General features: G+C 71.0%; 20 protein-coding genes. 4 read left to right on the top strand and 16 right to left on the bottom strand.

What is annotated here, in order from left to right:
• Nucleotides 1-64: 64 nt before the first annotated feature.
• The 10 genes from KY498_RS00945 to KY498_RS00900 form a co-directional block, all read right to left on the bottom strand.
• Nucleotides 65-1159 (bottom strand): glycosyltransferase, encoded by a 1095-nt coding sequence (locus tag KY498_RS00945; protein ID WP_223848943.1) that lies wholly within the window; start codon nucleotides 1157-1159, stop codon nucleotides 65-67.
• A gap of 26 nt (nucleotides 1160-1185) precedes the next feature.
• Nucleotides 1186-2436 carry a putative lipid II flippase FtsW gene (gene ftsW, locus KY498_RS00940; protein WP_101306482.1) on the bottom strand — a complete coding sequence of 417 codons (1251 nt, stop codon included), beginning with the start codon at nucleotides 2434-2436 and terminating at the stop codon, nucleotides 1186-1188.
• Nucleotides 2399-4003: a UDP-N-acetylmuramoyl-L-alanine--D-glutamate ligase gene (murD, locus tag KY498_RS00935; protein WP_191008700.1), complete on the bottom strand. Its 1605-nt coding sequence runs from the start codon at nucleotides 4001-4003 to the stop codon at nucleotides 2399-2401. Before murD ends, ftsW begins: the two co-directional genes overlap by 38 nt.
• The gene (gene mraY, locus KY498_RS00930; protein ID WP_191008701.1) at nucleotides 3985-5094 is read right to left on the bottom strand and encodes a phospho-N-acetylmuramoyl-pentapeptide-transferase; all 1110 of its coding nucleotides are present in this window, start codon (nucleotides 5092-5094) and stop codon (nucleotides 3985-3987) included. Before mraY ends, murD begins: the two co-directional genes overlap by 19 nt.
• On the bottom strand, nucleotides 5091-6503 hold the full coding sequence (murF, locus tag KY498_RS00925) for a UDP-N-acetylmuramoyl-tripeptide--D-alanyl-D-alanine ligase (protein WP_191008702.1): 1413 nt from the start codon (nucleotides 6501-6503) through the stop codon (nucleotides 5091-5093). The genes mraY and murF overlap by 4 nt, the downstream gene beginning before the upstream one ends.
• A 40-nt stretch (nucleotides 6504-6543) precedes the next feature.
• Nucleotides 6544-8355 (bottom strand): penicillin-binding protein 2, encoded by a 1812-nt coding sequence (locus KY498_RS00920; protein WP_060958756.1) that lies wholly within the window; start codon nucleotides 8353-8355, stop codon nucleotides 6544-6546.
• Nucleotides 8356-8359: 4 nt separating this feature from the next.
• Entirely contained in the window at nucleotides 8360-8962 is a 603-nt protein-coding gene (locus KY498_RS00915; RefSeq protein ID WP_060958757.1) for a hypothetical protein, read from the bottom strand.
• Complete coding sequence (rsmH, locus tag KY498_RS00910; protein ID WP_191008703.1) at nucleotides 8959-9918, bottom strand: 16S rRNA (cytosine(1402)-N(4))-methyltransferase RsmH; 960 nt, start codon at nucleotides 9916-9918, stop codon at nucleotides 8959-8961. The genes KY498_RS00915 and rsmH overlap by 4 nt, the downstream gene beginning before the upstream one ends.
• A 99-nt stretch (nucleotides 9919-10017) precedes the next feature.
• Entirely contained in the window at nucleotides 10018-10449 is a 432-nt protein-coding gene (mraZ, locus tag KY498_RS00905) for a division/cell wall cluster transcriptional repressor MraZ (RefSeq protein WP_060958759.1), read from the bottom strand.
• A gap of 216 nt (nucleotides 10450-10665) precedes the next feature.
• Complete coding sequence (locus tag KY498_RS00900) at nucleotides 10666-11046, bottom strand: DUF3040 domain-containing protein (protein WP_191008704.1); 381 nt, start codon at nucleotides 11044-11046, stop codon at nucleotides 10666-10668.
• A 79-nt stretch (nucleotides 11047-11125) separates the two neighbouring features.
• On the opposite strand from KY498_RS00900, the gene KY498_RS00895 reads away from it, so the two are divergent.
• Complete coding sequence (locus tag KY498_RS00895) at nucleotides 11126-12214, top strand: polyprenyl synthetase family protein (RefSeq protein WP_191008705.1); 1089 nt, start codon at nucleotides 11126-11128, stop codon at nucleotides 12212-12214.
• Between the two features lie 37 nt (nucleotides 12215-12251).
• Here the strand turns inward: KY498_RS00895 and KY498_RS00890 are convergent, their stop codons facing one another.
• On the bottom strand, nucleotides 12252-12599 hold the full coding sequence (locus KY498_RS00890) for an Rv2175c family DNA-binding protein (RefSeq protein WP_060958762.1): 348 nt from the start codon (nucleotides 12597-12599) through the stop codon (nucleotides 12252-12254).
• Between the two features lie 142 nt (nucleotides 12600-12741).
• On the opposite strand from KY498_RS00890, the gene KY498_RS00885 reads away from it, so the two are divergent.
• Nucleotides 12742-13713, top strand: coding sequence for a LysM domain-containing protein (locus KY498_RS00885; RefSeq protein ID WP_223848945.1), 972 nt, complete (start codon nucleotides 12742-12744; stop codon nucleotides 13711-13713).
• A 99-nt stretch (nucleotides 13714-13812) separates the two neighbouring features.
• Nucleotides 13813-15738 carry a Stk1 family PASTA domain-containing Ser/Thr kinase gene (gene pknB / locus KY498_RS00880; RefSeq protein ID WP_191008707.1) on the top strand — a complete coding sequence of 642 codons (1926 nt, stop codon included), beginning with the start codon at nucleotides 13813-13815 and terminating at the stop codon, nucleotides 15736-15738.
• A 71-nt stretch (nucleotides 15739-15809) separates the two neighbouring features.
• On the opposite strand, the gene KY498_RS00875 is transcribed toward pknB, so the two are convergent.
• The 3 genes from KY498_RS00875 to KY498_RS00865 all read right to left on the bottom strand — a co-directional run bounded on the left by KY498_RS00875 (nucleotide 15810) and on the right by KY498_RS00865 (nucleotide 18945).
• Entirely contained in the window at nucleotides 15810-17147 is a 1338-nt protein-coding gene (locus tag KY498_RS00875; RefSeq protein ID WP_061781705.1) for a class II 3-deoxy-7-phosphoheptulonate synthase, read from the bottom strand.
• A 142-nt stretch (nucleotides 17148-17289) separates the two neighbouring features.
• Nucleotides 17290-17973 carry a 1-acyl-sn-glycerol-3-phosphate acyltransferase gene (locus KY498_RS00870; RefSeq protein ID WP_060958766.1) on the bottom strand — a complete coding sequence of 228 codons (684 nt, stop codon included), beginning with the start codon at nucleotides 17971-17973 and terminating at the stop codon, nucleotides 17290-17292.
• Nucleotides 17974-18006: 33 nt separating this feature from the next.
• Nucleotides 18007-18945 (bottom strand): ROK family protein, encoded by a 939-nt coding sequence (locus KY498_RS00865; protein ID WP_060958767.1) that lies wholly within the window; start codon nucleotides 18943-18945, stop codon nucleotides 18007-18009.
• Nucleotides 18946-19136: 191 nt separating this feature from the next.
• On the opposite strand from KY498_RS00865, the gene KY498_RS00860 reads away from it, so the two are divergent.
• Nucleotides 19137-20972 (top strand): long-chain fatty acid--CoA ligase, encoded by a 1836-nt coding sequence (locus tag KY498_RS00860; protein WP_191008708.1) that lies wholly within the window; start codon nucleotides 19137-19139, stop codon nucleotides 20970-20972.
• A gap of 54 nt (nucleotides 20973-21026) precedes the next feature.
• Here KY498_RS00860 and KY498_RS00855 read toward each other — a convergent pair whose 3' ends face one another.
• On the bottom strand, nucleotides 21027-21518 hold the full coding sequence (locus tag KY498_RS00855) for a peptide deformylase (protein ID WP_060958769.1): 492 nt from the start codon (nucleotides 21516-21518) through the stop codon (nucleotides 21027-21029).
• Nucleotides 21518-23062 carry a MinD/ParA family protein gene (locus KY498_RS00850; protein WP_191008709.1) on the bottom strand — a complete coding sequence of 515 codons (1545 nt, stop codon included), beginning with the start codon at nucleotides 23060-23062 and terminating at the stop codon, nucleotides 21518-21520. Before KY498_RS00850 ends, KY498_RS00855 begins: the two co-directional genes overlap by 1 nt.
• Between the last annotated feature and the right edge of the window lie 31 nt (nucleotides 23063-23093).

Genomic DNA, 23093 nt, shown 5'->3' with positions numbered 1-23093 from the left:
GTCCGTCCCGTCCTGCCGCATCGCCGACGCGATACCGGCACGAGGGGACGGGTGAGCGGGGGGGTCAGCGCAGCGCGCCGTCGAGCATCGCCATGACGTTGGCCGTGCCCGCCCGCGCCGCCGCGGAGCGTGAGGCGGCCGCCGCGCGCATCGCGCCGAGCGCGGCCCCGTCGCCCAACAGGGGCACGATCTCGGTACGCACCCGGTCGGCGGTGAACTCGGCATCCGGGATGATCCGTGCGGCGCCCGCCGCCACCGCGTCGGCGGCGTTGAGCGCCTGCTCGCCGTTGCCGACCGCGTAGGGCACGTACACGGCGGGAACACCGAGCGCCGACAGCTCGCTGACCGTCGCGGCACCGGCGCGCGACACGACGAGATCGGCCAGCGCGAGCGCCAGATCCATCCGGTCCAGGTACGGGACGATGCGGTAGTCGGGATGCCGCGGGTCGACGATCTCGTCGCGCTCCCCCGCCGCGTGCAGCAGCTGCCAGCCCGCGTCGACGATCGAGGACCACGCCTGGGCGAAGGCCTGGTTGAGTCGGCGGGCGCCGAGCGAGCCGCCGAAGACGAGGAGCACGGGCCGCGCCGGGTCGAGCCCGAAGGCCGCGGCGGCCTCCGCCCGTGCCGCGACACGATCGAGCTCGACGATCTCGCGCCGCAACGGCATCCCCACCGTCTGCGCGCCGCGCAGCGGCGTCCCGGGGAAGACGGCGCCCACCGCGGCGGCGCGCCGGGCGCCGAGGATGTTGGCGAGGCCGGGGCGGGCGTTCGCCTCGTGGACCACGTACGGGATGCCCTCCCGCCGCGCCGCCACGTACGCCGGCGCCGACGCGTACCCGCCGAAGCCCGCGACGACATCGACCCGTCGCGTCCGCAGGTGCGCGCGCACCTGGCGGACGGCGCGCGTCCACGCGGCGGGGAAGCGCACGGCGGCGAGGTCGGGACGGCGCGGGAAGGGCACCTTGTCGACGAACAGCAGCTCGTAGCCGCGCTGGGGCACGAGGCGGGCCTCCAGCCCCTCCCTCGTACCGAGGACGAGGACACGGGCCGCGGGGTCGCGCTCGCGCAGGCCGTCGGCGACGGCCAGGAGCGGGTTGACGTGGCCGGCGGTGCCCCCGCCGGCGAGCAGGTACGTCGTCGATTCCGGGGCGGTCGTCACCCGATCGAGCCTACCGTCGAGCCCTGTCAGCGGCGGCCGGGGCGGCGCTCGGCGGGCAGCGCGACCGAGGGCGCCGGAGCGACCGGGAGCGTCCGGGCGAACGAGAGCAGCACGCCGCATCCGATCAGGACGGACAGCAGCGACGTTCCGCCCTGCGACATGAACGGAAGCGGCACGCCGAGCACGGGCGCCAGCCGCAGCACCACCGCGATGTTCAGCAGCGCCTGGCCGACGATCCAGACCGTGATGCCGCCGGCGACGATGCGGATGAACGGATCGTGCGTCTTGCGGATGATGTGGAACGCGCCGACGGCGAAGAGGGTGAACAGGGCGAGCACGACGAGGCATCCGATGAGCCCCAGCTCTTCGCCGAGGATCGCGAAGATGTAGTCGTTGGACTGGGCCGGCAGCCACCCGTACTTCTCGCGGGAGTTGCCGAGTCCGAGCCCGAAGATCCCCCCGTTGGCGAGGCCCCATACGCCGTGCAGCGGCTGGTAGCACGTGGTGTCGTAGCAGGAGAGCGTGTCGACGTCGAGGAAGCTCATGATCCGCGCCATGCGGTTCGGGCTGGTCACGGCGAACACGCCGGCCGCCCCCACGACGAGGATCAGCGGGATCAGGAAGATCCGGAGCTTGACGCCGGAGAAGAACAGACACGCGAGCAGGATCACCATGAGGATCATCGCCGTGCCGAGGTCGTGGCCGGCCATGACCGTCCCGATCACGAGGGCACCGACCGGCACCACCGGGATGAAGACGTGCCGCCACAGGCCCAGGAGCGTCTGCTTGCGATAGAGGACGTACCCCAGCCACAGCGCGAGGGTCACCTTGAGGAACTCGGACGGCTGCGCCTGGAAGCCCGCGATCTGGATCCAGTTCTGGTTTCCGTCGTTGGCCACGCCGAGTCCCGGAACGAACACGAGCAGCTGGAACAGGGTCGCGAGGATGAGCCCCGGCCAGGCGACCCGTTTCCAGAAGGTCACCGGCAGCCGGCTCGCGACGAACATCAGCGGGATGCCGATGACGGCGAACACCGCCTGCTTCATCACGACCTCGAACGGGCTCTGGCCGCCGGCCAAGGCGGTCGCCATCGTCGCGGAGAGGACCATCGTCAGACCGAATCCGGTCAGCAGCAGCGCCGTCGAGGCGATCAGCAGGAACTCGCTGGGGACGGGCGCGAAGACCCTCCCCAACGAGACGCGCGCGGCGAACCCGGTGGACGCCGCGTCGTCGGCGCCGTCAGCGGCCGGACGGGTCGGCGGGGTCGTCGTGGTCATCGGCTCCCCCTGCGTCTGTCGTGCCGGTCTCGGTCGGTGTCTGCGTCGCCGCGTCGGGTGGCGTCCAGGCCTGTACGGCGCGGGCGAACCGGTGTCCACGGTCGGCGTACGAGTCGAATTGGTCGAAGGATGCCGCGGCGGGGGCGAGGAGGACCACGTCTCCGTCACGGGCGATCTCCGCCGCCGCTGCGACGACGTCCGCCATGACGTCTTCAGTCTGTGCGTGGTCCACTTCGAAGACGGGAATGGTCGGCGCGTGTCGCGCGAACGCCTCGGTGATCGGCGACCGCTCGACCCCGATCACGATGACCGCCTTCACGCCCGGGCCGCGCGCCGCGATCAGCTCGCCGATGTCGACGCCCTTCAGGTCGCCGCCGACGATCCACACGGCGCCGGGGAACGCCGCGAGCGACGACGCGGCGGCGTGGGGGTTGGTCGCCTTCGAGTCGTCGATCCAGGTGATGCCGCCGACCGTCGCGACCACTTCGATGCGGTGCGCGTCCAGGCGGAAGGCGCGCAGAGCGGAGGCGATGTCCGCGGGGGCGACGTCGAGCGACCGCGCGAGCGCCGCCGCGGCCAGGATGTTGGCGACGACGTGCGGCGCCGCCAGCCCGTGCGCGGCGAGTTCGCCGACCGTGGTCAGCTCCAGCGCGCTCGTGCGACGGTCGTCGAGGAACGCACGGTCGACCAGGATGCCGTCGACGATGCCCAGATCGCTCGGGCCGGGCACACCGAGGTCGAAACCGATGGCGCGGCATCCGTCGACGACATCGGCCTCCTCCACCATGACGCGCGTCGCGACGTCGGACTTGTTGTAGACGCAGGCCACGCGCGTGTGCTGGTAGACGACCGCCTTCGCGTCGCGGTACGCGGCGAACGACCCGTGCCACTGCAGGTGGTCGTCGGCGAGGTTGAGGCACACGCTCGCGTGCGGGGAGACGGGCTGCGTGCCCTCCTGCAGCGAGAGGTACCAGAGCTGGTGGCTCGACAGCTCGACGACCAGCGCGTCGAACCCGCCGGGATCGCGCACCGCATCGAGGATCGGGACGCCGATGTTGCCGCACGGGGCGGCGCGCAGCCCTCCCGCGACGAGCATCGATGCCGTGAGCTGCGTGGTCGTCGTCTTGCCGTTGGTCCCCGTGATGAGCAGCCACTCGGCGGGGGTGCCGTCGGGCCGCACGACCTTGTCGCGCACGCGCCAGGCCAGCTCGATGTCGCCCCACAGCGCGATGCCGTTCGCGCGGGTCCACGCGACGATCGGGTGGTGGGGCGCGAAGCCGGGCGAGGCGATGACGACCTCGGGTGCGAACTCGACGAGGGCATCCGGCACGGAGCCCAGGGATCCGAGATGCAGCCGTGCGCCGATGACGGGCAGCAGCCGTGCGTACTCCTCCGCGGCGGTCTCGCTCAGCACGAGCACGTCGGCGCCGAGCTCGGCAAGCGTGTCGGCGACGGAGAAACCGGTCACCGACAGGCCGAGCACGGCGACGCGCAGCCCACGCCAGTCCGCGTGCCAGCTGCGCAGCGCATCCAGGTCGCGCACCCCGCTCACAGCGCCGAGAGCCATTCGACGTAGAAGAGCGCGACGCCGGTGACGGCGAGCATGCCGGCGATGATCCACATCCGCACGACGATCGTGATCTCGGGCCAGCCGCGCATCTCGAGGTGGTGGTGGAACGGACTCATCAGGAAGAGGCGCTTGCCGCCCGTGGCCTTGAAGTACATGCGCTGCAGGATGACCGAGCCCGGGCCGATGATGAAGACGCCGGCGATGATGACCGACAGCAGCTCGGTGCGCGAGAGGATCGCCATCGCGGCGATCACGCCGCCGATCGCCATCGATCCCACGTCGCCCATGAAGATCTTCGCCTTCGGCGCGTTCCACCACAGGAAGCCCACGAGAGCGCCCACGAAGGATGCCGCGATGATCGTGAGATCCATCGGGTCGGGCGTCGGGTAGCAGCCGTTGACATACGCCGTGACGAGCGCCCCGCTCGCGCACCGCTGCTGGAACTGCCAGAACGTGACGAGGCTGAGGGCCGACACCGTGAAGATCCCGGATCCGGTCGCGAGGCCGTCCAGGCCGTCGGTCAGGTTGGTCGAGTTCGACCAGGCCACCGAGATGAAGGTGATCCACACGAGGTAGGCGATCCATCCGACGACGGCGCCGAGCGCGAGGAAGGACAGCATCGGGATGTCGCGGAAGAAGGAGATGTAGGGCGACGCGGGCGTCTCCCCGCGGGCGTCGGGGAAGTTCAGCGCCATGATGCCGAACGGCACCGCGACCAGCACCTGGCCGACGATCTTGCGCCACCCGGACAGACCGAGGCTGCGCTGCTGACGGACCTTCATGAAATCGTCGATGAAGCCGACCACGCCGAAGCCGACCATCATCCAGATGACCAGCAGACCGGAGATCGACGGCGGCGCTCCGCCGGTCAGCGTGCCGACGAAGTAGCCCACGATCGAGCCGACGATGAACACGATCCCACCCATCGTGGGCGTGCCGCGCTTGGTCTGATGGCTCGGGTTGTTCACGTTCTCCGGCGTGCGGATCACCTGACCCCAGCCGAGCTTCTCGAACAGCCGGATGAACAGCGGTGTGAGAAAGAGCGTGAACGCCAGGGAGATCGTCGCAGCCGCCAGCAGGGATCTCACGAGAACGATTCTCCCAGACGATCGCCGAGGTGCCGGAGCCCGGCGGAGTTCGACGACTTCACCAGCACGCGATCGCCGTCGCGCAGCTCGTGGAGGAGGTAGTCGAACGCCTCGTCGGCGGTCTCGAAGAAGACGGCCTCCCCGTCCCACGACCCCTCGCCGACGGCGGCGAGGAAGAGGCGGCGCGCGTCGCGCCCCACGACGACGATGCGCTCGATGCGCAGCCGCACCGCGAGCAGACCGACGCGGTCGTGCTCCTCGCCCGCGAACTCGCCGAGCTCGCTCATGGCGCCGAGGACGGCGACCTTCCGCTCGCCCGGGCCCGCGATCTGCGCGAGCGTGCGCAGCGCGGCCGCCATCGAGTCGGGGCTCGCGTTGTAGGCGTCGTTGATGATGCGCACGCGGTCGGAGCCGAGCGGCTGCATCCGCCAGCGCTCCGCGATCTCGAGCGTCTCCAACCGAGCGATGGCGGACGGCAGCGGCACGCCGAGCTCGCGGGCGGCCGTCAGCGCGGCCAGCGCGTTCATGACGTGGTGCTCGCCGAGAACGCGGAGCCGGAGCGGGAAGCGCTCGTCCCCGGCCACGATCGTGCACGTCGTGCCGGCGGCCGTGACCTCGACGTCCTCGGCCCGGATCTCCGCGGCGGCGCCGCGACCGAACCAGCGGACCTCGACGTCGCGCGACGCGGCGACAGCCGCCATCGTGACGACGCGAGCGTCGTCCGCGTTCAGCACCGCGACACCGCCGGGGCGGACCGCCTCGACCAGCTCGGTCTTCGCCTTCAGTGTCTCCTCGACGCCGCCGAAGCCGCCCGCGTGGGCCAGGCCCACCATCAGCACGACGCCCACGTCCGGGGAGACCAGACCGGCCAGACGCGCGATCTCGCCGGGTCCGGAGGCGCCGAACTCGCTGACGAGGAAGCGGGTCTGCGCGCGGACGCGCAGCATCGTCAGCGGCGCGCCGACCTCGTTGTTGAACGAGCCGCGCGGCGCGACGGTGTCGCCCTCGTCCTGCAGGATGCGCGCCAGCATGTTCTTGGTGGTGGTCTTGCCGTTCGAGCCGGTGATGCCGACGATCCGCAGCTCCCCGCCGGCACGGACGGAGGCCACGACCACCCTCGCGAGGTCGGAGAGGGCCGCGACGGCATCCGCGACGACGATCTGGCTGACGGGCGCGTCGACGCGTCGCTCCACGATCGCCAGCACCGCGCCGGCCTCGACGGCGGCCTCGACGAAGTGGTGGCCGTCGGTGACCTCGCCGGGTTTCGCGACGAAGATGTCACCCGCCCCGATCATGCGGGAGTCGGTGTCGACGTCGCCGTCGACGAACGTCTCAGGAGTGTCGTGGTGTGCCGGGTGCAGAGTTCCCGTCACGGCGGCGGCCACCTCGGCCAGCGTCATCCGGATCATAGGGTTGGTTCCTCACGCGCGGTGGCGCGTCGCGGTCTCGTCATTGTGTCACGGGCAGCAGAGGGGTGTCCGAGCCCGAGGGCATGACGCGGTAGTGCGTGAGCACCTGCGTCATGGCCTTCTTGAAGACGGAGCGGTTGGCCGAGGACATGGTGTTGGTCTTCGGCTCGTTGAACAGGGTCAAGACAACGTACTGCGGATCGTCCGCCGGGGCGTAACCGGCCAGGGACGTCATGTAGAGGTTGTCCTTGTACCCGCCGTTGCCGTCGGGCACCTGCGCGGTACCGGTCTTCACCGCGAGCCGATAGCCGGGGATGCGGATGTCGTCGGCGAGCGTCCCCTGTGCGTAGACGTTCTCGAGCATCTGCGACACCTCGGCGGCGGTCTCCGGCTTGATGACCTGGACGGGGTCGGGCAGATCCGGTGTCACGACCGTGCCGTCGGGCTTGGTGCACGACTCCACGAGCTGGGCCGGCATCCGCACGCCGCCGTTCGCGATCGTCTGGAAGAGGCTCGTGACCTGGGTCGGCGTGACCGTGAAGGCCTGACCGAACGTCGTCGTGTAGTAGGTCTGGTTGTCCCACGTCGACGGGTCGCGGATCTCGCCGCTCGGCTCCGCCGACCAGTCGAGCGCGGTGCCGCCGCCGACGCCGAACTTCTTCAGGTAGTCGTAGCGGACCTCGGGGCTCACGAGCGAGCCGAACTGCGACATCGCCACGTTGGACGACTCCACGAGCCCGCCGGTCAGCGTGAGGTTCTGCGTCGGGTGGCTCTCCGAGTCGTTGATCACGGCACCGTTGGGGAACCGGATCCGATCGGGCGTCTCGACGGTGGATGTCGGGCTCAGGCCGGCCTGCTCGATCGCGGTCGCCGCTGTGACGGGCTTGAACGTCGATCCGGGCTCGTACGACACGCGCAGCAGGCGCGACCCGCGGTTGTCGGGGTCGGAGGCGCCGGGGTCGTTGGGGTCAACGGTGTTGGTCTCCGCGAGCGCGCGGATCTTGCCGGTCTTGGCCTCCATGACGATGATGCCGCCCCAGTCGGCCTGGTAGCGCGCCGTCTCCTCGGAGATCAGCTGCTGCATGAACCACTGCAGGTCGCTGTCGATCGTCAGCTTCAGCGTGCCGCCGTTGACCGCGGGGTCCTCGACCTCGGTGCCGGGGATGATGACCCCGTCGGCCCCGCGCTGATACGTGAGGGTGCCGTTGGTGGCCTGCAGACACGAGTCCTGCAACGACTCGAGCCCCTCCAAGGGGGTGCCGTCCGAGCCGACGAACCCGATGAGGTTTCCGGCGACGGCGCCGTCGGGGTAGGTGCGGGCGGGGTGGAGCGGGAAGGTCAGGAACGGCAGCTTCAGCTCGGCGAGCGCCCGGTACTCCTCGGTGGAGACGTACCGCTTCACGTAGGCGAATCGGGAGCCCGCGTCGGCGGCGAGGGCGTCCGCGACGATCTTCTCCACGTCGGCGGCGGACTGGCCCGTGATCGCCGCGATCTTGGGCGCCACCTCGCTCCACGGGGTCATGACGTTCTTGCCGTCGTCGTCCTTGATCGTCCTGCCGTCGGCGTCGACCGTGGCGACGCCCTGCGCGGCGAGGAGCGGATCGATCTGCACGTCGTACAGCGTCGTGCTGCTGGCGAGGACGACGCCGTTGTCGTCGACGATCTCGCCGCGCGCGCCGTAGAGGGTGCTCTTGGCTCCGGTCGCGTAGGCCTGCGAGTCGTCGATGTGCTCGCGCGCGTTGACGACCTGGATGTCGACGAGGCGCACGACGAAGGCGCAGAGCACCGCCAGGACGACGGCGAGGGCGACGACGGTGCGCCGACGAGGACTGCGGGTGGCTCGTGTCGTCATGAGATCAGTGTGTGGCGGGGGTCGGCAGACCGTCGGCGATGGCAGGGGGTGTCGGTGTATCGACGATCGCCTTGTCGACGACCGAGGTCGTGCCGCCGCCGAGGCTGGCGGCCGGATCGCCGACAAGCGGCTGGCCGCTGACGAGGGCGTTGCCCACGGCCGCTTTGCTGAGGGCGTTGACGGCGCTGGCGCCGGTGAGACCGGCCGCCGTGCCGATGATCGCGTTGTCGCTCAGACGCAGATAGGTCGGTGCCTGGCCGGTGACCATGCCGAGGGCTTCCGCATTGGCGGCGAGGTACTGCGGCGAACTGAGGCCCGCGATGCTGTCCTGCAGCATCTGCTTCTGCCAGTCGAGGTCACGCTGCTGGTCGCTCAGCGTCGACAGTTCGTACGACGACTGGGTCGTCAGGATCGACAAGCCCATCTGGGCGCCTCCGATCAGCAGGGCGCCGGTCACCGCGATGATGCCGTAAACCAGACGCGGGCGGCGCCGCGGCTGCGGCTGCTCCAGCGCCTGCAGCCGACGCGCGGGTTCGCGACGCGGCGCGGACGGCAGGGCGGGCAGCCCCGCGAAGGGGTCGAGTGTGCTCTCTGCGGACATGCTCATGCCGCCTCCCGGATGCGTTCGGCCGCGCGAAGCCGCACGGGGGTGGCACGCGGGTTGCGCGCCCTTTCGTCGTCGGAGGCGAGCTCCGCTCCCTTCACGACCAGACGGAAGCGCGGGGCGTGCTCGGGCAGCTCGACGGGAAGCCCGGCGGGCGCGGTGGATGCCGCGGCATCCGCGAACACGCGCTTGACGAGCCGGTCCTCGAGCGACTGATAGCTCATGACCACGATGCGACCCCCGACGCGGAGGAGGTCGAGACCGGCCGGCAGGGCGCGCTCGAGCACCGACAGCTCGGCGTTCACCTCGATGCGAAGCGCCTGGAAGACCCGCTTGGCGGGATGCCCGCGCCCCTCGCGCTGCACCGCCACCGGCGTCGCGGCGACGAGCACGTCGACGAGCTGACCGGAGCGTTCGATGGGAGCGACGCCGCGCGCCGCGATGATCGCCCGCGCGTAGCGGCCCGCGAGCTTCTCCTCCCCGTAGCGCTCGAAGATGCGCCGGAGATCGCCCTCCCCGTAGGTCGCGACGATGTCGGCGGCGGTCGTCCCGGAGGTCTGGTCCATCCGCATGTCGAGGGGGGCGTCCTGGGAGTATGCGAACCCGCGGTCGGCCTCGTCGAGCTGCAGCGAGGAGACGCCGAGGTCGAAGAGGATGCCGTCGACGCGGTCGACGCCCGCTCCGCGCACCGCCGCGGCGATCCCGTCGTACACCGTGTGCACGAGCGTCACACGGTCGCCGAAGCGCGCGAGCCGCTCCCCCGCGATGCGCAGGGCGTCGGTGTCGCGGTCGAGGCCGATCAGTCGGACGTCGGGGAAGCGCTCCAGCAGGGCCTCGGAGTGACCGCCCATGCCCTCGGTCGCATCGACCAGCACGGCATCGGGCCGCTGCAGCGCCGGGGCGAGCAGCTCGACGCAGCGCTCGAGCAGGACGGGGGTGTGGATCTCGGAGTAGCTCATGATTCTTCGGGTCGGTGGTCCGGAGTCGTGATCCCCATCCGCCTGACCTGACACCGGGGAAGTGCGTCAGGGCGTGCGGCTGGGAGTCACGGCCACGGCTCAGAAGAGGCCCGGGATCACCTCCTGCTCCATGTCCGAGTAGCTGTCCTCGTTGCTGTCGGCGTAGGCGTTCCACGCCTCCGCGTCCCAGATCTCCGCGTGGGCACCCACACCGGTGACGATCAGTTCGCGGCCGAGGTTGGCGTAGGCGCGCAGGTGCGGCGGGATGGTGATGCGGCTCTGGCTGTCGGGCTTCTCGTCGCTCGCGCCCGAGAGGAACATGCGCTGGAAGTCACGCGACTGCTTGTTCGTCAGCGGTGCCTCGCGGATCTTCTCGTAGACCCGCTCGAACTCCTTCGTGCTGAACACGTAGAGGCAGCGCTCCTGACCGCGGGTGACCACGACACCGTCACCCAGGTCGGTGCGGAACTTGGCCGGCAGGATGACGCGGCCCTTCTCGTCCAGCTTGGGGGTGTAGGTGCCCAACAGCATCGACCACTCCCCCTTCCTCCGGCCCGATCCAGGTGCGCACCACTTTACTCCACTTTCCTCCACCTGACTATGGTTTCGTGGGCGCAGCGCTCCCCCGGCGCTCCCCGGCGTCCTCTGACGGCGGGGAGCGTCGCGCAGCGGGCCGCGAAAACAAGAAAGCACCGGCCCGATGGGCCGGTGCTTTCTTCTCGTCGCCGAAGCGACGTCAGCTGGGGGTCAGGCGCCGTCTTGGCGGCGGTCCCAACGATCGTTCATGCGATCCATGAAGGAGGACGAGGATGCTGCGCCGGACGTCTTGCGCTGACCCTTGGGCTCTCCCGCCGGGCGCACCGCGGCGACGCCCTTGGCCGGGGTCGCCGCGAGGACCACGCCGGCGACCATCACGAGGAAGGCGACGACGCCGATGGCGATGATCCCGGACGAGACGCCGGCGATCAGCCCCCCGAGACCGACGAGCACCAGGACGGTGCCGTAGACGATGTTGCGATAGCTGAGGGAACGGCCGTCTCGAGACGCGCTGACCACATCTGCGTCCTTGTTCATGAGATGGCGCTCCATCTCATCGAGCAGACGCTGCTCCTGCTCTGACAGCGGCATGCTGCCCCCTCCTCGCCGTTTCGGACCGGCATCGTGTGCGGTCGATTGTACGCGTGCAGTCGAGAACTAGGCTAGGCCCGTGGACGCTTCCCTCGACCCGATAGAGCCGGTTTCTCAGCGACTGGGAAGGTTCGTCGAGGCGCAGCGGTCGTCATGGGCCGATGCGGGCCGTGAGACGCAGCTGTTCCTGGACGCCGCGGCCCGCACTCTGGAGGGCGGCAAGCGGCTGCGCGCGCGCTTCTGCGTGACGGGATGGCAGGCCGTCGCCGAGGCGAGGGGTCCCGTCGCCGCCGCCCCCGACAGCGTCCTCGACGCCGCCGCCGCCCTGGAGATCTTCCATGCGGCCGCGCTCGTCCACGACGACATCATCGACAACTCCGACACGCGCCGCGGCCAGCCGGCGGCGCATCGCGGACTGGAAGCCGCCCATGCCCGCGCGGGCTGGGCGGGCGACGCCGCGGCCTTCGGCCGCTCGGCCGCCGTCCTGCTCGGAGACCTCCTCGTGGCATGGAGCGACGACCTGCTCGAGCAGGGGCTGCGGGCGGCCGAACACGCGGCATCCGCTCGCGAGGTCTACGCCCTGATGCGTCGCGAGGTCACCGTCGGGCAGTTCCTCGACATCGCGGAGGAGGCCGCCTTCACGACCGCACCCGATGCGGAGCACGCCGAGCGGGCGCTGCGGGTCGCCTCGCTCAAGTCGGCCCGCTACAGCATCCAGCATCCGCTTCTGCTCGGGGCTGCGCTCGCCGGCGGCGACACGGCGCAGACGGCGGCGCTCGCGGCCTTCGGTCACCCGCTCGGTCTCGCCTTCCAACTGCGCGACGACGTGCTGGGCGTGTTCGGCGACAGCGCCGTCACGGGCAAGCCGTCGGGCGACGACCTGCGCGAGGGCAAGCGCACGCTGCTGATCGCCTACGCCCGCGAACGGCTCGACCGCCCGACGAAGCGACTCGTCGACGAGCTCATCGGCGATCCGGGGCTCGACGCCGCGCAGATCGCATCGTTGCAGCAGACGATCATCGACACCGGCGCCCTCGACCGCGTCGAGACGGCGATCTCCCACTACGCGGCGGAGGCCGACCGTGCACTGCGCGGCGCCCCCCTGTCGACGCCGGCGGTCGGAGCGCTCCGCGATCTCGCCCAGGCGGCGATCGCCCGTTCCTCGTGACGCGCGTCGCCCGGCGCACCGGGCGGCGACGGCGGCGTCAGGCGAGCGTCTGAGCGACCCGACGCACCTCGCTCTTGCGCCCCTGACGAAGCGCGGAGATGGGAGCCTGTCCGATCGACTCCTCCTCGGCGAGCAGCCAGTCGATCACCTCGTCGTCGCTGAACCCCGCATCCTGCAACACGATGATCGTGCCGCGGAGGGCGGAGAGGGGTCGGCCCTCGGCGATGAAGATCTCCGGCACCGCGAACGCACCGCCGCGGCGAGAGCCGACGAGGTGCTTCTCGTCGAGGAGGCGGCGGACACGACCGAGCGGTTCGCCGAGGACCTCGACGAGTTCGGGGAGGGTGAGCCAGCCGGTGGACGCGGGGACGATGTCGTCGGTCACCCCTCCACTATCGCATCCCCCGCGCCCGACGTCGGCCCCCTGTGCGAATCACACTGGTCACAAACGTCACAGCAGCCACTCCTTATAGCACCAGTTGACACGACTTGCCTTCCGTGACACGGTGACGTGGGTGAGAACACACGTGCACACCGCTTCCGCCGGCTTCCTCGGCACGCTCGGCACGCTCGCGCTCGCACTGAGCACGACGCCCGCGGCCGCGGCCGAGAACCGCGCCGCCGCCGAGCGCCATCCCGTCGTCGACCTCCGCGCACGCACCGCCGCGCCGTCACCCGACACCTACACCGTGCAGGACGGCGACACCCTCTGGGACATCGCCCGCACGCACGGCGTCGATCTCGGGAGCCTGCGCGCGGCGAACGGGCTGCAGGACTCCTCGCTGATCCACGCGGGACTCGTGCTGGTGCTGCCCTCCGAGGGCGCCGCGTCCGCCACCGCGGCCCCCGCGGCCCCCGCCGCACCCGCGCCCGCGCCCGCGCCCGCCGCGGCGTACGAGGTCGGCGCCGGCGACACCCTCTGGGCGATCGCCGAGGCGCACGGACTCACGCTCGACGCCCTCCTCGGCGCCAACGGCCTCACGCGCGACGCCATCATCTACCCGGGCCAGGTGCTCTCGCTGCCGGCGGCGCCGCTGGTCGCGACGCTCGCCGCCGTCGAGGCGCCCGCACCGGCCACGTCTGCGGTCACGGGCCTCGATGCCGAGCAGACCGAAAACGCCCGCATCATCATCGAGGTGGGCCGATCGCTCGGCGTGCCCGACCGCGGCATCGCGATCGCGCTGGCCACCGCGATGGTCGAGTCCTGGATCCGCAATCTCGACTGGGGCGACCGCGACTCGCTCGGCCTGTTCCAGCAGCGTCCGAGTACGGGCTGGGGCACTCCCGACGAGGTGCGCGACCCGCACCGTTCCGCCGAGGCGTTCTTCACCGGGGTCTCCGGCCCCGACGGCATGCTGACGCGCGGACTCCTCGACGTCCCGGGATGGGAGTCGATGGACTTCGGCGCGGCCGCCCAGGCCGTGCAGGTGTCGGCGTACCCCGAGCGCTACGGCCCGTGGGAGCAGGACGCCTACGCCTGGCTGGCCGCACTCGGCTGACCCCGGCGGCGTGCGCCGCACCCCCGTGGTCGCTGCGCACATGCCGTGAGGGGTGAGGCGCTCCCGGGACACGGCGCTCCGGCTCCCTAGAATCACAGAGTGAGCACGAGTCAGCAGACCGACCCGCTGATCGGCCGTCTCGTCGACGGCCGATACCGCGTGCGTGCTCGCATCGCCCGCGGAGGGATGGCCACGGTCTACGTGGCGACGGACCTGCGACTGGAGCGCCGCGTCGCCCTGAAGGTGATGCACAGCCACCTCTCCGACGACACGGTCTTCCAGAGCCGCTTCATCCAGGAGGCACGCGCCGCGGCCCGCCTCGCCGACCCGCACGTGGTCAACGTGTTCGACCAGGGCCAGGACGGCGAGATGGCCTATCTCGTCATGGAGTACCTGCCCGGCATCACGATGCGCGAGCTGCTGCGCGAGCAGAAGCGACTCAGCATCCCGCAGACGATCACGATCATGGATGCCGTGCTGTCGGGCCTGGCCGCCGCGCACCGCGCGGGCATCGTCCACCGCGACGTCAAACCCGAGAACGTGCTCCTCGCCGAGGACGGCCGCATCAAGATCGGCGACTTCGGGCTCGCCCGCGCCACCAGCGCGAACACCGCGACGGGGCAGATGCTGCTCGGGACGATCGCGTACCTCGCGCCGGAGCTCGTCACGCGCGGCACCGCCGACGCCCGCAGCGACATCTACGCCCTCGGCATCATGCTCTACGAGATGCTCGTCGGCGAGCAGCCCTACAAGGGCGAGCAGCCGATGCAGATCGCCTACCAGCACGCCACCGACTCGGTGCCGCGTCCGAGCGCACGCAACCCCGGCATCCCGGAGCAGTTCGACGAGCTGGTGATGTGGGCGACGGAGCGCAACCCCGACGAGCGCCCGGTCGATGCGCGCGCGATGCTCGACCGCCTGCGCGAGATCGAGAAGGAGCTCGGCGTGTTCCCGCACGTCGTGCGGGCGCCGAGCCCGGGCATCGTCGCGGTCGACGACGGCGTGGACTCCGGTGAGCTGACGAAGGTCATGCCCGGCACGTTCACGGCCCCGACCGTGACGGAGCAGGTCGACAACGCCACCCGGCTGCGCGTGCGGTCGCGGCGGCGCGCACGGGCGGGCGGCTGGCTGGTGGTACTCGTGCTGCTGCTCGCGGCGGTCGCGGGCGGTGCCGGCTGGTGGTTCGGATCCGGGCCGGGCTCGCTCGTCGGCGTTCCCGACGTGTCGGGGTCCTCGCTCGACGAGGCGACCTCGCAACTGGCCGAGCTCGGACTCAGCGCGGTGCCCGCGCAGGACTACAGCCGCGACGTGCCGATCGACGCCGTCATCCGCACCGACCCCGGCGCCGGGACGCGCGTCGACAAGAACAGCGCGGTGACCGTCGTGGTCTCGCTGGGCCCGGCATCCCACGAGATCCCCGCCCTGGCCGGGCAGAGCCTCGACGCGGCGACGTCGTCGCTGTCGGAGATCTACATCTCCCCGTCCGGCGACCCGGCGCAGGTGTTCACGGATGCCGCGCGCGACACCGTGGTCAGCGCCTCGATCACCCCGCCCGGCGGCGGCGAGGCCGTGGACTGCTCGCAGGGATGCACGGCGCTGGAGGGATCGACGGCATCGTTCGAGATCTCGCTCGGCCCGGTGCCCGACGTCGCCGGCCAGAGCGTCGACAAGGCCACCGCCGCGCTCGAAGCCGTTCAGCTCGGCGTGACCACGACGCAGGCCTACGACGACGACGTCGCCGAAGGTCGTGTCATCCGCATCGCGGACCGCGACGGCGGCGGACTCTTCCGCCCCGGCGACACCGTGACCCTCGTCGTCTCGAAGGGACCGCAGCCGATCGAGGTGCCCGACGTGACGGGTCAGACGGTGGCCCAGGCGATGGAGCAGCTCCGTGCGGCCGGATTCGAGCCGGGCACGGCCCTGCCCGAGATCGTCTGGGGCATCTTCACGGTGTCCAGCACCAGCCCCGCCGGCGGCACCATGCAGTTGCCCGGCACCAAGATCACCGTCCGCTCGACGGGCTGACGCACGCGCGGCGGCGCGCCGGGGCGCTCACCCCGCGTCTGGGCACGGCAGCCGTGCCCAGACGCGATCGGTCAGCGCTTCTCGAGCTCTTCGGCGACGAGGAAGGCGAGCTCGAGGCTCTGCATGTGGTTCAGACGCGGGTCGCACAGGCTCTCGTAACGCGTCGCGAGGGTGGCCTCGTCGATGTGCTCCGATCCGCCGAGGCATTCGGTGACGTCGTCGCCGGTGAGCTCGACGTGGATGCCGCCCGGGAACGTGCCGACCGCGCGGTGCGCCTCGAAGAACCCGCGCACCTCGTCGACGACGTCGTCGAAGCGACGCGTCTTGTAGCCGGTGGGCGTGGTGATGCCGTTGCCGTGCATCGGGTCGGTGACCCACAGCGGGGTGGCACCGGAATCGCGGACGGCTTCGAGCAGCGGCGGCAGCGCGTCGCGGATCTTGCCGGCGCCCATGCGCGTGATGAAGGTCAGCCGGCCCGGCTCGCGCTCGGGATCGAGCTTGTCGATCAGCTCGAGCGCCGTCTCCCGCGAGGTCGACGGGCCGAGCTTCACGCCGATGGGGTTGCGGATCTTGGAGAAGTAGTCGACGTGGGCGCCGTCGAGCTCCCGCGTGCGCTCCCCGATCCACAGGAAGTGGGCCGAGGTGTTGTACGGCGTGCCCGTGCGGGAGTCGATGCGCGTCATGGGGCGCTCGTAGTCCATCAGCAGGCCCTCGTGACCCGTGTAGAACTCGACGCGGCGCAGCTCGTCGAAGTCGGCGCCCGCCGCCTCCATGAACTTGATGGCGCGGTCGATCTCCGTGGCGAGACGCTCGTACTGCTGGTTGGCGGGGTTCTGGGCGAACCCCTTGTTCCAGCTGTGGACCTCGCGGAGGTCGGCGAAGCCGCCCTGCGTGAAGGCGCGGATGAGGTTGATGGTGGACGCCGCCGTGTGGTACCCCTTCAGCAGTCGCTGGGGGTCGGCGGTGCGCGAGGCCTCGGTGAAGTCGAAGCCGTTGACGATGTCGCCGCGGTACGCGGGCAGGGTGACGTCGCCGCGGGTCTCGGTGTCGCTGGAGCGCGGCTTGGCGAACTGGCCGGCCATCCGCCCCATCTTCACGACGGGCATCGACGCACCGTAGGTCAGCACGACGGCCATCTGCAGCACGGTCTTGATGCGATTGCGGATCTGCTCCGCCGTCGCGCCGGCGAACGTCTCGGCGCAGTCCCCACCCTGGAGCAGGAATGCACGCCCGGAGGCGGCGCGGGCCAGGCGATCGCGCAGGTTGTCGACCTCGCCGGCGAAGACGAGAGGAGGCAGCGTCGCGAGCTCGGCGGAGACGGCCGCGACGGCGTCGAGGTCGGTCCAGGAGGGCTGCTGTTTGATCGGGAGCGTGCGCCAGTGATCGAGATCGGCGTGCAGGGTGGGCATCCGCTCAGTCTAGCGGCGCGCCAGGATGCCGCGGCCCCGCGCGCCGCTACCCTTTCGCGAGCCGCCATCCTTCGGGCGAGCCGCCATCGCGCGGCCCGCCCGAAGCATGGCGGCTCGGCCGCGGCATGGCGGCTCGCGCAGATCAGGCGCGGGCCGCGCGCTCCTTCACCGTCGACGCGTACACGTCGTCGTACTGCTGTTCGCCGAGCCGCTGGAGGGCCACCATGATCTCGTCGGTCACCGACCTCAGCACGTAGCGATCGGACTCCATGCCGTGGAACCGCGAGAAGTCCAGCGGCTCGCCGATCACCATGCCGACGCGACCGACGCGCGGAATGGATCGGCCGATGGGCATGACGGCATCCGTGTCGACCATGACGACGGGGATGACGGGCACACGGGCCTCCAGCGCCATGCGCGCGAGACCGGTGCGACCCCGGTAGAGCTTGCCGTCGGGGCTGCGCGTGCCCTCGGGGTAGATCCCGAGCAGGTCGCCGCGGCCGAGCACCTGCAGGCCCGTGTTCAGCGAGGCCTCCGACGCCTTGCCGCCCGTGCGATCCACCGGGATCTGGCCCGTGGCCTTCATGAACATCCGGGTGGCCCAGCCCTTCAGCCCGGTCCCGGTGAAGTAGTCGCTCTTCGCGAGGAAGCTCATGGGCCGGTCGATCATGAGCGGCAGGAAGATCGAGTCGCTCACCGACAGGTGGTTGCTCGCGAGGATCGCCGCGCCGGAGGACGGCACGTGGGAGCGGCCCACGATCCACGGGCGGAAGATCGCCTTCACGATCGGCCCGATCACGATGTACTTCATGACCCAGTAGAACATCAGGCTCCTCCCCCGCTCATCGGCGTGGGCGTCTCATCGGCTCCGCAGGCCCGCGAGGTCGGCGACGCCCACGAGCCCGGCGTCGTTGCCGAGCGTGGCCACGGTGAAGCGGGCGGTCGGCCGATCGCCGAAGCCGGGAAGCGACGTCTCGTAGGCGATCCGCGTCGGCTCCAGCAGCACCTCGCCCAGATCCGCCACCCCACCGCCGATGACATAGAGGTCGGGGTCGAGCACCGCCTGGAAGGCGCCGCAGGCCTCGCCGAGCGCCGTGGCGACACGGCGCACGGCCTCGACCGCCCCGGCATCCTCTTCGCTGAGCAGGAGCGCGAGATCGGCTGCGGGGACGATCCCGTCCGCGCCGCGATGCGCGGCCAGCCGGGCGCCGATTCCGCCGCCGTCGGCGATGTCGCCCAGCTCCCGCTGGAGCGCACGGCCCGACGCGTACTGCTCGAGGCAGCCGTTCTGTCCGCACCCGCAGGGGCGCCCGCCGCGCACGAAGCGCAGGTGGCCGAGCTCCGCGGCGCTGCCGTTCGCGCCGATGAGCAGTCGCCCGTCGTTGATCACGGCACCGCCGACGCCCGTGCCGAGGGTGACCATGACCATGTCGGTCGATCCCCGGCCCGCTCCGAAGCGGTACTCGCCCCAGCCGGCGGCGTTCGCGTCGTTCTCCAGGGTGACCGGACGGCCGATCCGCGCCTCGAACTCGGCGCGCAGCGGTTCGTTGTGCCAGTCGATGTTCGGCGAGTGCAGCATGACCGACCGCGTGCGGTCGATGTAGCCCGCGGCGGCGACGCCCACCGCGCCGACGTCGTGCCGCGACGCGAGGTCGTGGACCATCGCCGCGACCGCCTCGGCGAGGGCGCCGGTGTCGACGGGCGTCGCGACGCGCGTGCGCTCGATGATCGCACCGGTGTCGTCGACGACACCTCCGGCGATCTTCGTCCCGCCGATGTCGATGCCGACGTTGAGCACGGCGCTCCCTTCCGGCCGGCCCGGGCGGCACGGCATCCGAGAGTCTAGTGTGGACAGGACAGACCTACGGTCCGGGCAGACCGTGCTTTTGGACGGACCCTGTCCACTGTGGGACTGAGTGTCACCAGCAGTTAGACTCGATTCCAGCCGTCGATCGCCGACGCCACCCGGTACCGAAGGAGTTGCCGCCCATGAGCGCCGTACAGTTCGAAGTCCCCGCGGTCGTGCCCGCAGACCCGCAGGCCAATGTCGCCGACCTGCTCGTCGAGCGGGTGAAGGCCACGCCGTCCCTCGCGCTCTTCGCCGTCCCCGACGGTGACGGATGGCGCGACATCACCGCCGCCGCGTTCGAGCGTGAGGTGATCGCGCTGGCGAAGGGCTTCGCCGCGGCCGGCATCGCCCCCGGCGACAAGGTGGGTTTCGTCGCCCGCACCACCTACGAGTGGACGCTCGTCGATTTCGCCCTCTTCTTCACGGGCGCCGTCATGGTGCCCATCTACGAGACCAGCTCGGCGGCGCAGATCAGCTGGATCCTCTCCGACTCCGGCGCGATCGCCGTGATCGCCGAATCCGCCGAGCACGCCGCCCGCATCGCCGAGATCCGGTCGGAGGTGCCCCTGGTGCGCGACGTCTGGACCATGGCCGACGGCGACCTCGACACGCTGCGCGCCGGCGGGACGGGCATCGAGGATGCCGAGATCGAGCGCCGCCGGAGCATCGCGGTGGGCTCGGACATCGCCACGCTCATCTACACCTCCGGGTCGACGGGACGGCCGAAGGGATGCGTGCTCACGCACAGCAACTTCGTGGAGCTGTCCCGCAACGCGGCGAAGGCCCTCGCCGAGGTCATGAACACGCCGGGCGGCGCATCGACGCTGCTGTTCATCACGACCGCGCACGTGTTCGCGCGGTTCATCTCGATCCTCGACGTCCACGCGGGCGTGAAGACCGGTCACCAGCCCGACACGAAGCAGCTGCTGCCCGCGCTGGGCTCGTTCAAGCCGACGTTCCTGCTGGCCGTCCCCCGGGTGTTCGAGAAGGTCTACAACTCCGCCGAGCAGAAGGCCGAGGCCGGCGGCAAGGGCAAGATCTTCCGCGCCGCGGCCCACACCGCGATCGAGCACTCCCGCCTGCTGCAGGACGGCAAGAAGATCCCGCTCGGCACCAAGATCAAGTTCGCCCTGTTCGACAGACTCGTCTACTCGAAGCTCCGCGAGGCGATGGGAGGCCGCGTCACCTACGCCGTGTCCGGCTCCGCGCCGCTCGGCCCGCGTCTCGGCCACTTCTTCCACAGTCTCGGGGTGACGATCCTCGAAGGCTACGGCCTCACCGAGACCACCGCGCCGGCGACCGTGAACCTCGCCACGAAGTCGAAGATCGGCACCGTGGGTCCGGTGCTCCCCGGCGTGGGCGTGCGTCTCGCCGACGACGGCGAGATCGAGGTCCGCGGCATCAACGTGTTCAAGGAGTACTGGCGCAACGACGAGGCGACGGCCGCCGCCTTCGACGACGGGTGGTTCAAGACCGGCGACATCGGCTCGTTCGACAGCGAGGGCTTCCTCACGATCACGGGGAGGAAGAAGGAGATCATCGTCACCGCGGGCGGCAAGAACGTCGCCCCCGCCGCACTCGAGGACCCGATCCGCGCCAACCCGATCATCGGGCAGGTCGTGGTGGTCGGCGACCAGAAGCCCTTCATCTCGGCGCTCGTCACGCTCGACCCCGAGATGCTGCCGACGTGGCTGGCCAACAACGGGCTGCCCGCCGACATGTCGCTCGCGGAGGCGGCGCAGAACCCGGAGGTGCGCGAGGAGGTGCAGCGGGCCGTCGACATCGCGAACAAGAACGTGTCGCGCGCCGAGTCGATCCGCAAGTTCACGATCCTCGGCTCGGAGTGGACCGAGGCCAGCGGTCACCTGACTCCGAAGATGAGCATCAAGCGGAACGTCATCCTCAGCGATTTCGCCGATGCCGTCGACGACATCTACACCGTGCCGGTCACCACGACGAACGTCTCGCTCGGCTGAGCGTCGCGTCCGCAAGGAATGGGGCCGGTCGCGCACGACCGGCCCCATTCCTCGTCAGAACCAGTTCGACTCGCGGATCCGGCGCATCGCGATCTTGCGCTCTTCGGGACTCAGACGCGAGATGTAGAGCATCCCGTCGAGGTGATCGGTCTCGTGCTGCAGCGCCTGGGCCATCAGCCCCTCCCCCTCGAGGACGAGCTCGGCACCGTCGAGGTCCATGCCCACGACGCGGGCCCAGGGGTAGCGCAGTGTGTCATGCCACAGATCGGGCACCGACAGGCAGCCCTCGCCGACGAGCTGCGGCTCGCCGGCGACGTCCGTGAGCACCGGATTGAGCACGTATCCGATGTCGCCGTCGATGTTGTAGCTGAACGCGCGCAGCCCCACGCCGATCTGCGGCGCCGCCACACCGGCCCGCCCCGGCAGCTCCACGGTGTCGAGCAGGTCCTGCACGAGGCCGCGGATGCCGTCGTCGACGACCTCGATGGGCGCGCTGGGTGCGCGCAGCACCGGGTCGCCGAACAGGCGGATCGGCCGGACGGCCATCAGGCGGCGGCCCGCTGACGCAGGCTCTCGACGACGATCGCGGCGAGCTCGCGCGCGGCCGCCCGCGTCTCGGGCTGCAGGTCGCGGAAGACGATGGCGCTGCCCGACGCGATGTGCGGGTCGTACGGCATCCGCACGACGCGCCCCACGCGGGTGGCGAAGTGCGCCTCGAGCTCGTCGGCGCGCACGAGCGGCGCCCCCGGGCGGGCCGTGTTGAGCACGACGACCGCTCCGCGGACGAGATCGGCGAAGCCGTTGCTCTCCAGCCACGTGAGGGTCTCCGACGCGAGCCGCGCCTCGTCGACGCTCAATCCCGCGACCACGATGATCTGGTCGGCGCGGTCGAGCGTCGCGCCCATGACCGCGTGGACGATGCCGGTGCCGGTGTCGGTGAGCACGAGCGAGTAGAAGTGCGCCGCGACGTCGGCGACCGCGTTGTAGTCGGAGTCGTTGAACGCCTCCGACACGTGCGGGTCGGTGTCCGACGCGATGACGTCGAGCCGGGTGTGGTCGCGGGCGACGATCTCCGAGATGTCGTTGAACCCGCGCACGTCGGCGTGGGCGCGGACGAGGTCGCGCACGGTCTTGCCGCTCGAGCGGCCGATGCGCTCGGCGAGCGTGCCGCGGTCGGGGTTGGCGTCGACGGCGATGACGCGATCCTCCCGCGCATCCGCGAGCGCCATCCCGAGCAGCGTCGTGACGGTCGTCTTCCCGACGCCGCCCTTGCGCGAGAGCACCGGCACGAACTTGGCTCCGCCGTGCAGCGGAGCCGCGATCCGGCGATCGAGATCCTTGCGCGCTCGGGCGCGCTTGCCGTCACCGAGGTTGATGCGCCGCCCCGACAGCGTGTACACCAGGTGCTGCCAGGTGCCCTCCGGCTCGGGCCGCGTCGCGCGGGCGGGGTCGAGCAGACGGTCGGCCGTCAGCAGGTCCGAGCTCTCGCGGCCCGCCTCGAAGTCGCCCAGCCGGCGCGACTGCAGCGTCACCTCGGACGTGCGCGGACGCACGCGTTCGTGATGCGCGAGATCGGTGGATGCCGCGACCGCGACCGTGACGGCGGCGATCTCGTCGGCGTCCTCGACCGTCGGAGCCTCGGCCGGCCCCTCGGCCGTCGTCGACGGGTGCTCCTCGTCGTCGTCCTCGTCGTCGTCGTCCACGACGGCTTCGTGGATTTCGTCGTCGGCGACGAGGTCGGAAGCCTCGACGCTCGCCGGCGCCGCGGCGGCGGCGGCGTGGGTCAGGTCGTCGTCCAGCACGACGTCGTCGTCGAGGTAGTCGTCCTCGTCGGCCGCGACGGGCAGGGCGACATCCACCTGAGCGGTCGCACCGTCGACGATGCCGATGCCCGTCGTGTCGATGCCGGCAGGCGTCTCCAGCACGCCGTTGTCGACGTCCTCGGTCGCGTTCTCGTTGCGGTCAGGCACGGATGCACACTCCAGATTCAGGCCGTCACCGCGGCGGGCGTCGGCCGGTTCGGGGCCCTCGTGAGGACCGCGCGATCGCGGCGTCGCCGCCCGATCGACGGGTCGATCCCCGACCCCCATGGCTCGCGGGACGTCACGCGCCCCCGACCCA

The organism is Microbacterium sp. PAMC21962, from assembly GCF_019443465.1.
Lineage (GTDB): Bacteria > Actinomycetota > Actinomycetes > Actinomycetales > Microbacteriaceae > Microbacterium > Microbacterium hominis.
The sequence above is the reverse complement of the archived record's forward strand: the minus strand, read 5'-3'. Positions and strand labels throughout refer to the sequence as shown.

Excerpts from the sequence above, each read along its gene's own strand:
- ftsW (WP_101306482.1), bottom strand. The coding sequence starts at position 2,436 with ATGACCACGACGACCCCGCCGACCCGTCCGGCCGCTGACGGCGCCGAC.
- murD (WP_191008700.1), bottom strand. The coding sequence starts at position 4,003 with ATGGCTCTCGGCGCTGTGAGCGGGGTGCGCGACCTGGATGCGCTGCGC.
- murF (WP_191008702.1), bottom strand. The coding sequence starts at position 6,503 with ATGATCCGGATGACGCTGGCCGAGGTGGCCGCCGCCGTGACGGGAACT.
- KY498_RS00920 (WP_060958756.1), bottom strand. The coding sequence starts at position 8,355 with ATGACGACACGAGCCACCCGCAGTCCTCGTCGGCGCACCGTCGTCGCC.
- KY498_RS00915 (WP_060958757.1), bottom strand. The coding sequence starts at position 8,962 with ATGAGCATGTCCGCAGAGAGCACACTCGACCCCTTCGCGGGGCTGCCC.
- rsmH (WP_191008703.1), bottom strand. The coding sequence starts at position 9,918 with ATGAGCTACTCCGAGATCCACACCCCCGTCCTGCTCGAGCGCTGCGTC.
- mraZ (WP_060958759.1), bottom strand. The coding sequence starts at position 10,449 with ATGCTGTTGGGCACCTACACCCCCAAGCTGGACGAGAAGGGCCGCGTC.
- KY498_RS00900 (WP_191008704.1), bottom strand. The coding sequence starts at position 11,046 with ATGCCGCTGTCAGAGCAGGAGCAGCGTCTGCTCGATGAGATGGAGCGC.
- KY498_RS00875 (WP_061781705.1), bottom strand. The coding sequence starts at position 17,147 with ATGCCCACCCTGCACGCCGATCTCGATCACTGGCGCACGCTCCCGATC.
- KY498_RS00870 (WP_060958766.1), bottom strand. The coding sequence starts at position 17,973 with ATGTTCTACTGGGTCATGAAGTACATCGTGATCGGGCCGATCGTGAAG.
- KY498_RS00860 (WP_191008708.1), top strand. The coding sequence starts at position 19,137 with ATGAGCGCCGTACAGTTCGAAGTCCCCGCGGTCGTGCCCGCAGACCCG.
- KY498_RS00855 (WP_060958769.1), bottom strand. The coding sequence starts at position 21,518 with ATGGCCGTCCGGCCGATCCGCCTGTTCGGCGACCCGGTGCTGCGCGCA.
- KY498_RS00850 (WP_191008709.1), bottom strand. The coding sequence starts at position 23,062 with ATGGGGGTCGGGGATCGACCCGTCGATCGGGCGGCGACGCCGCGATCG.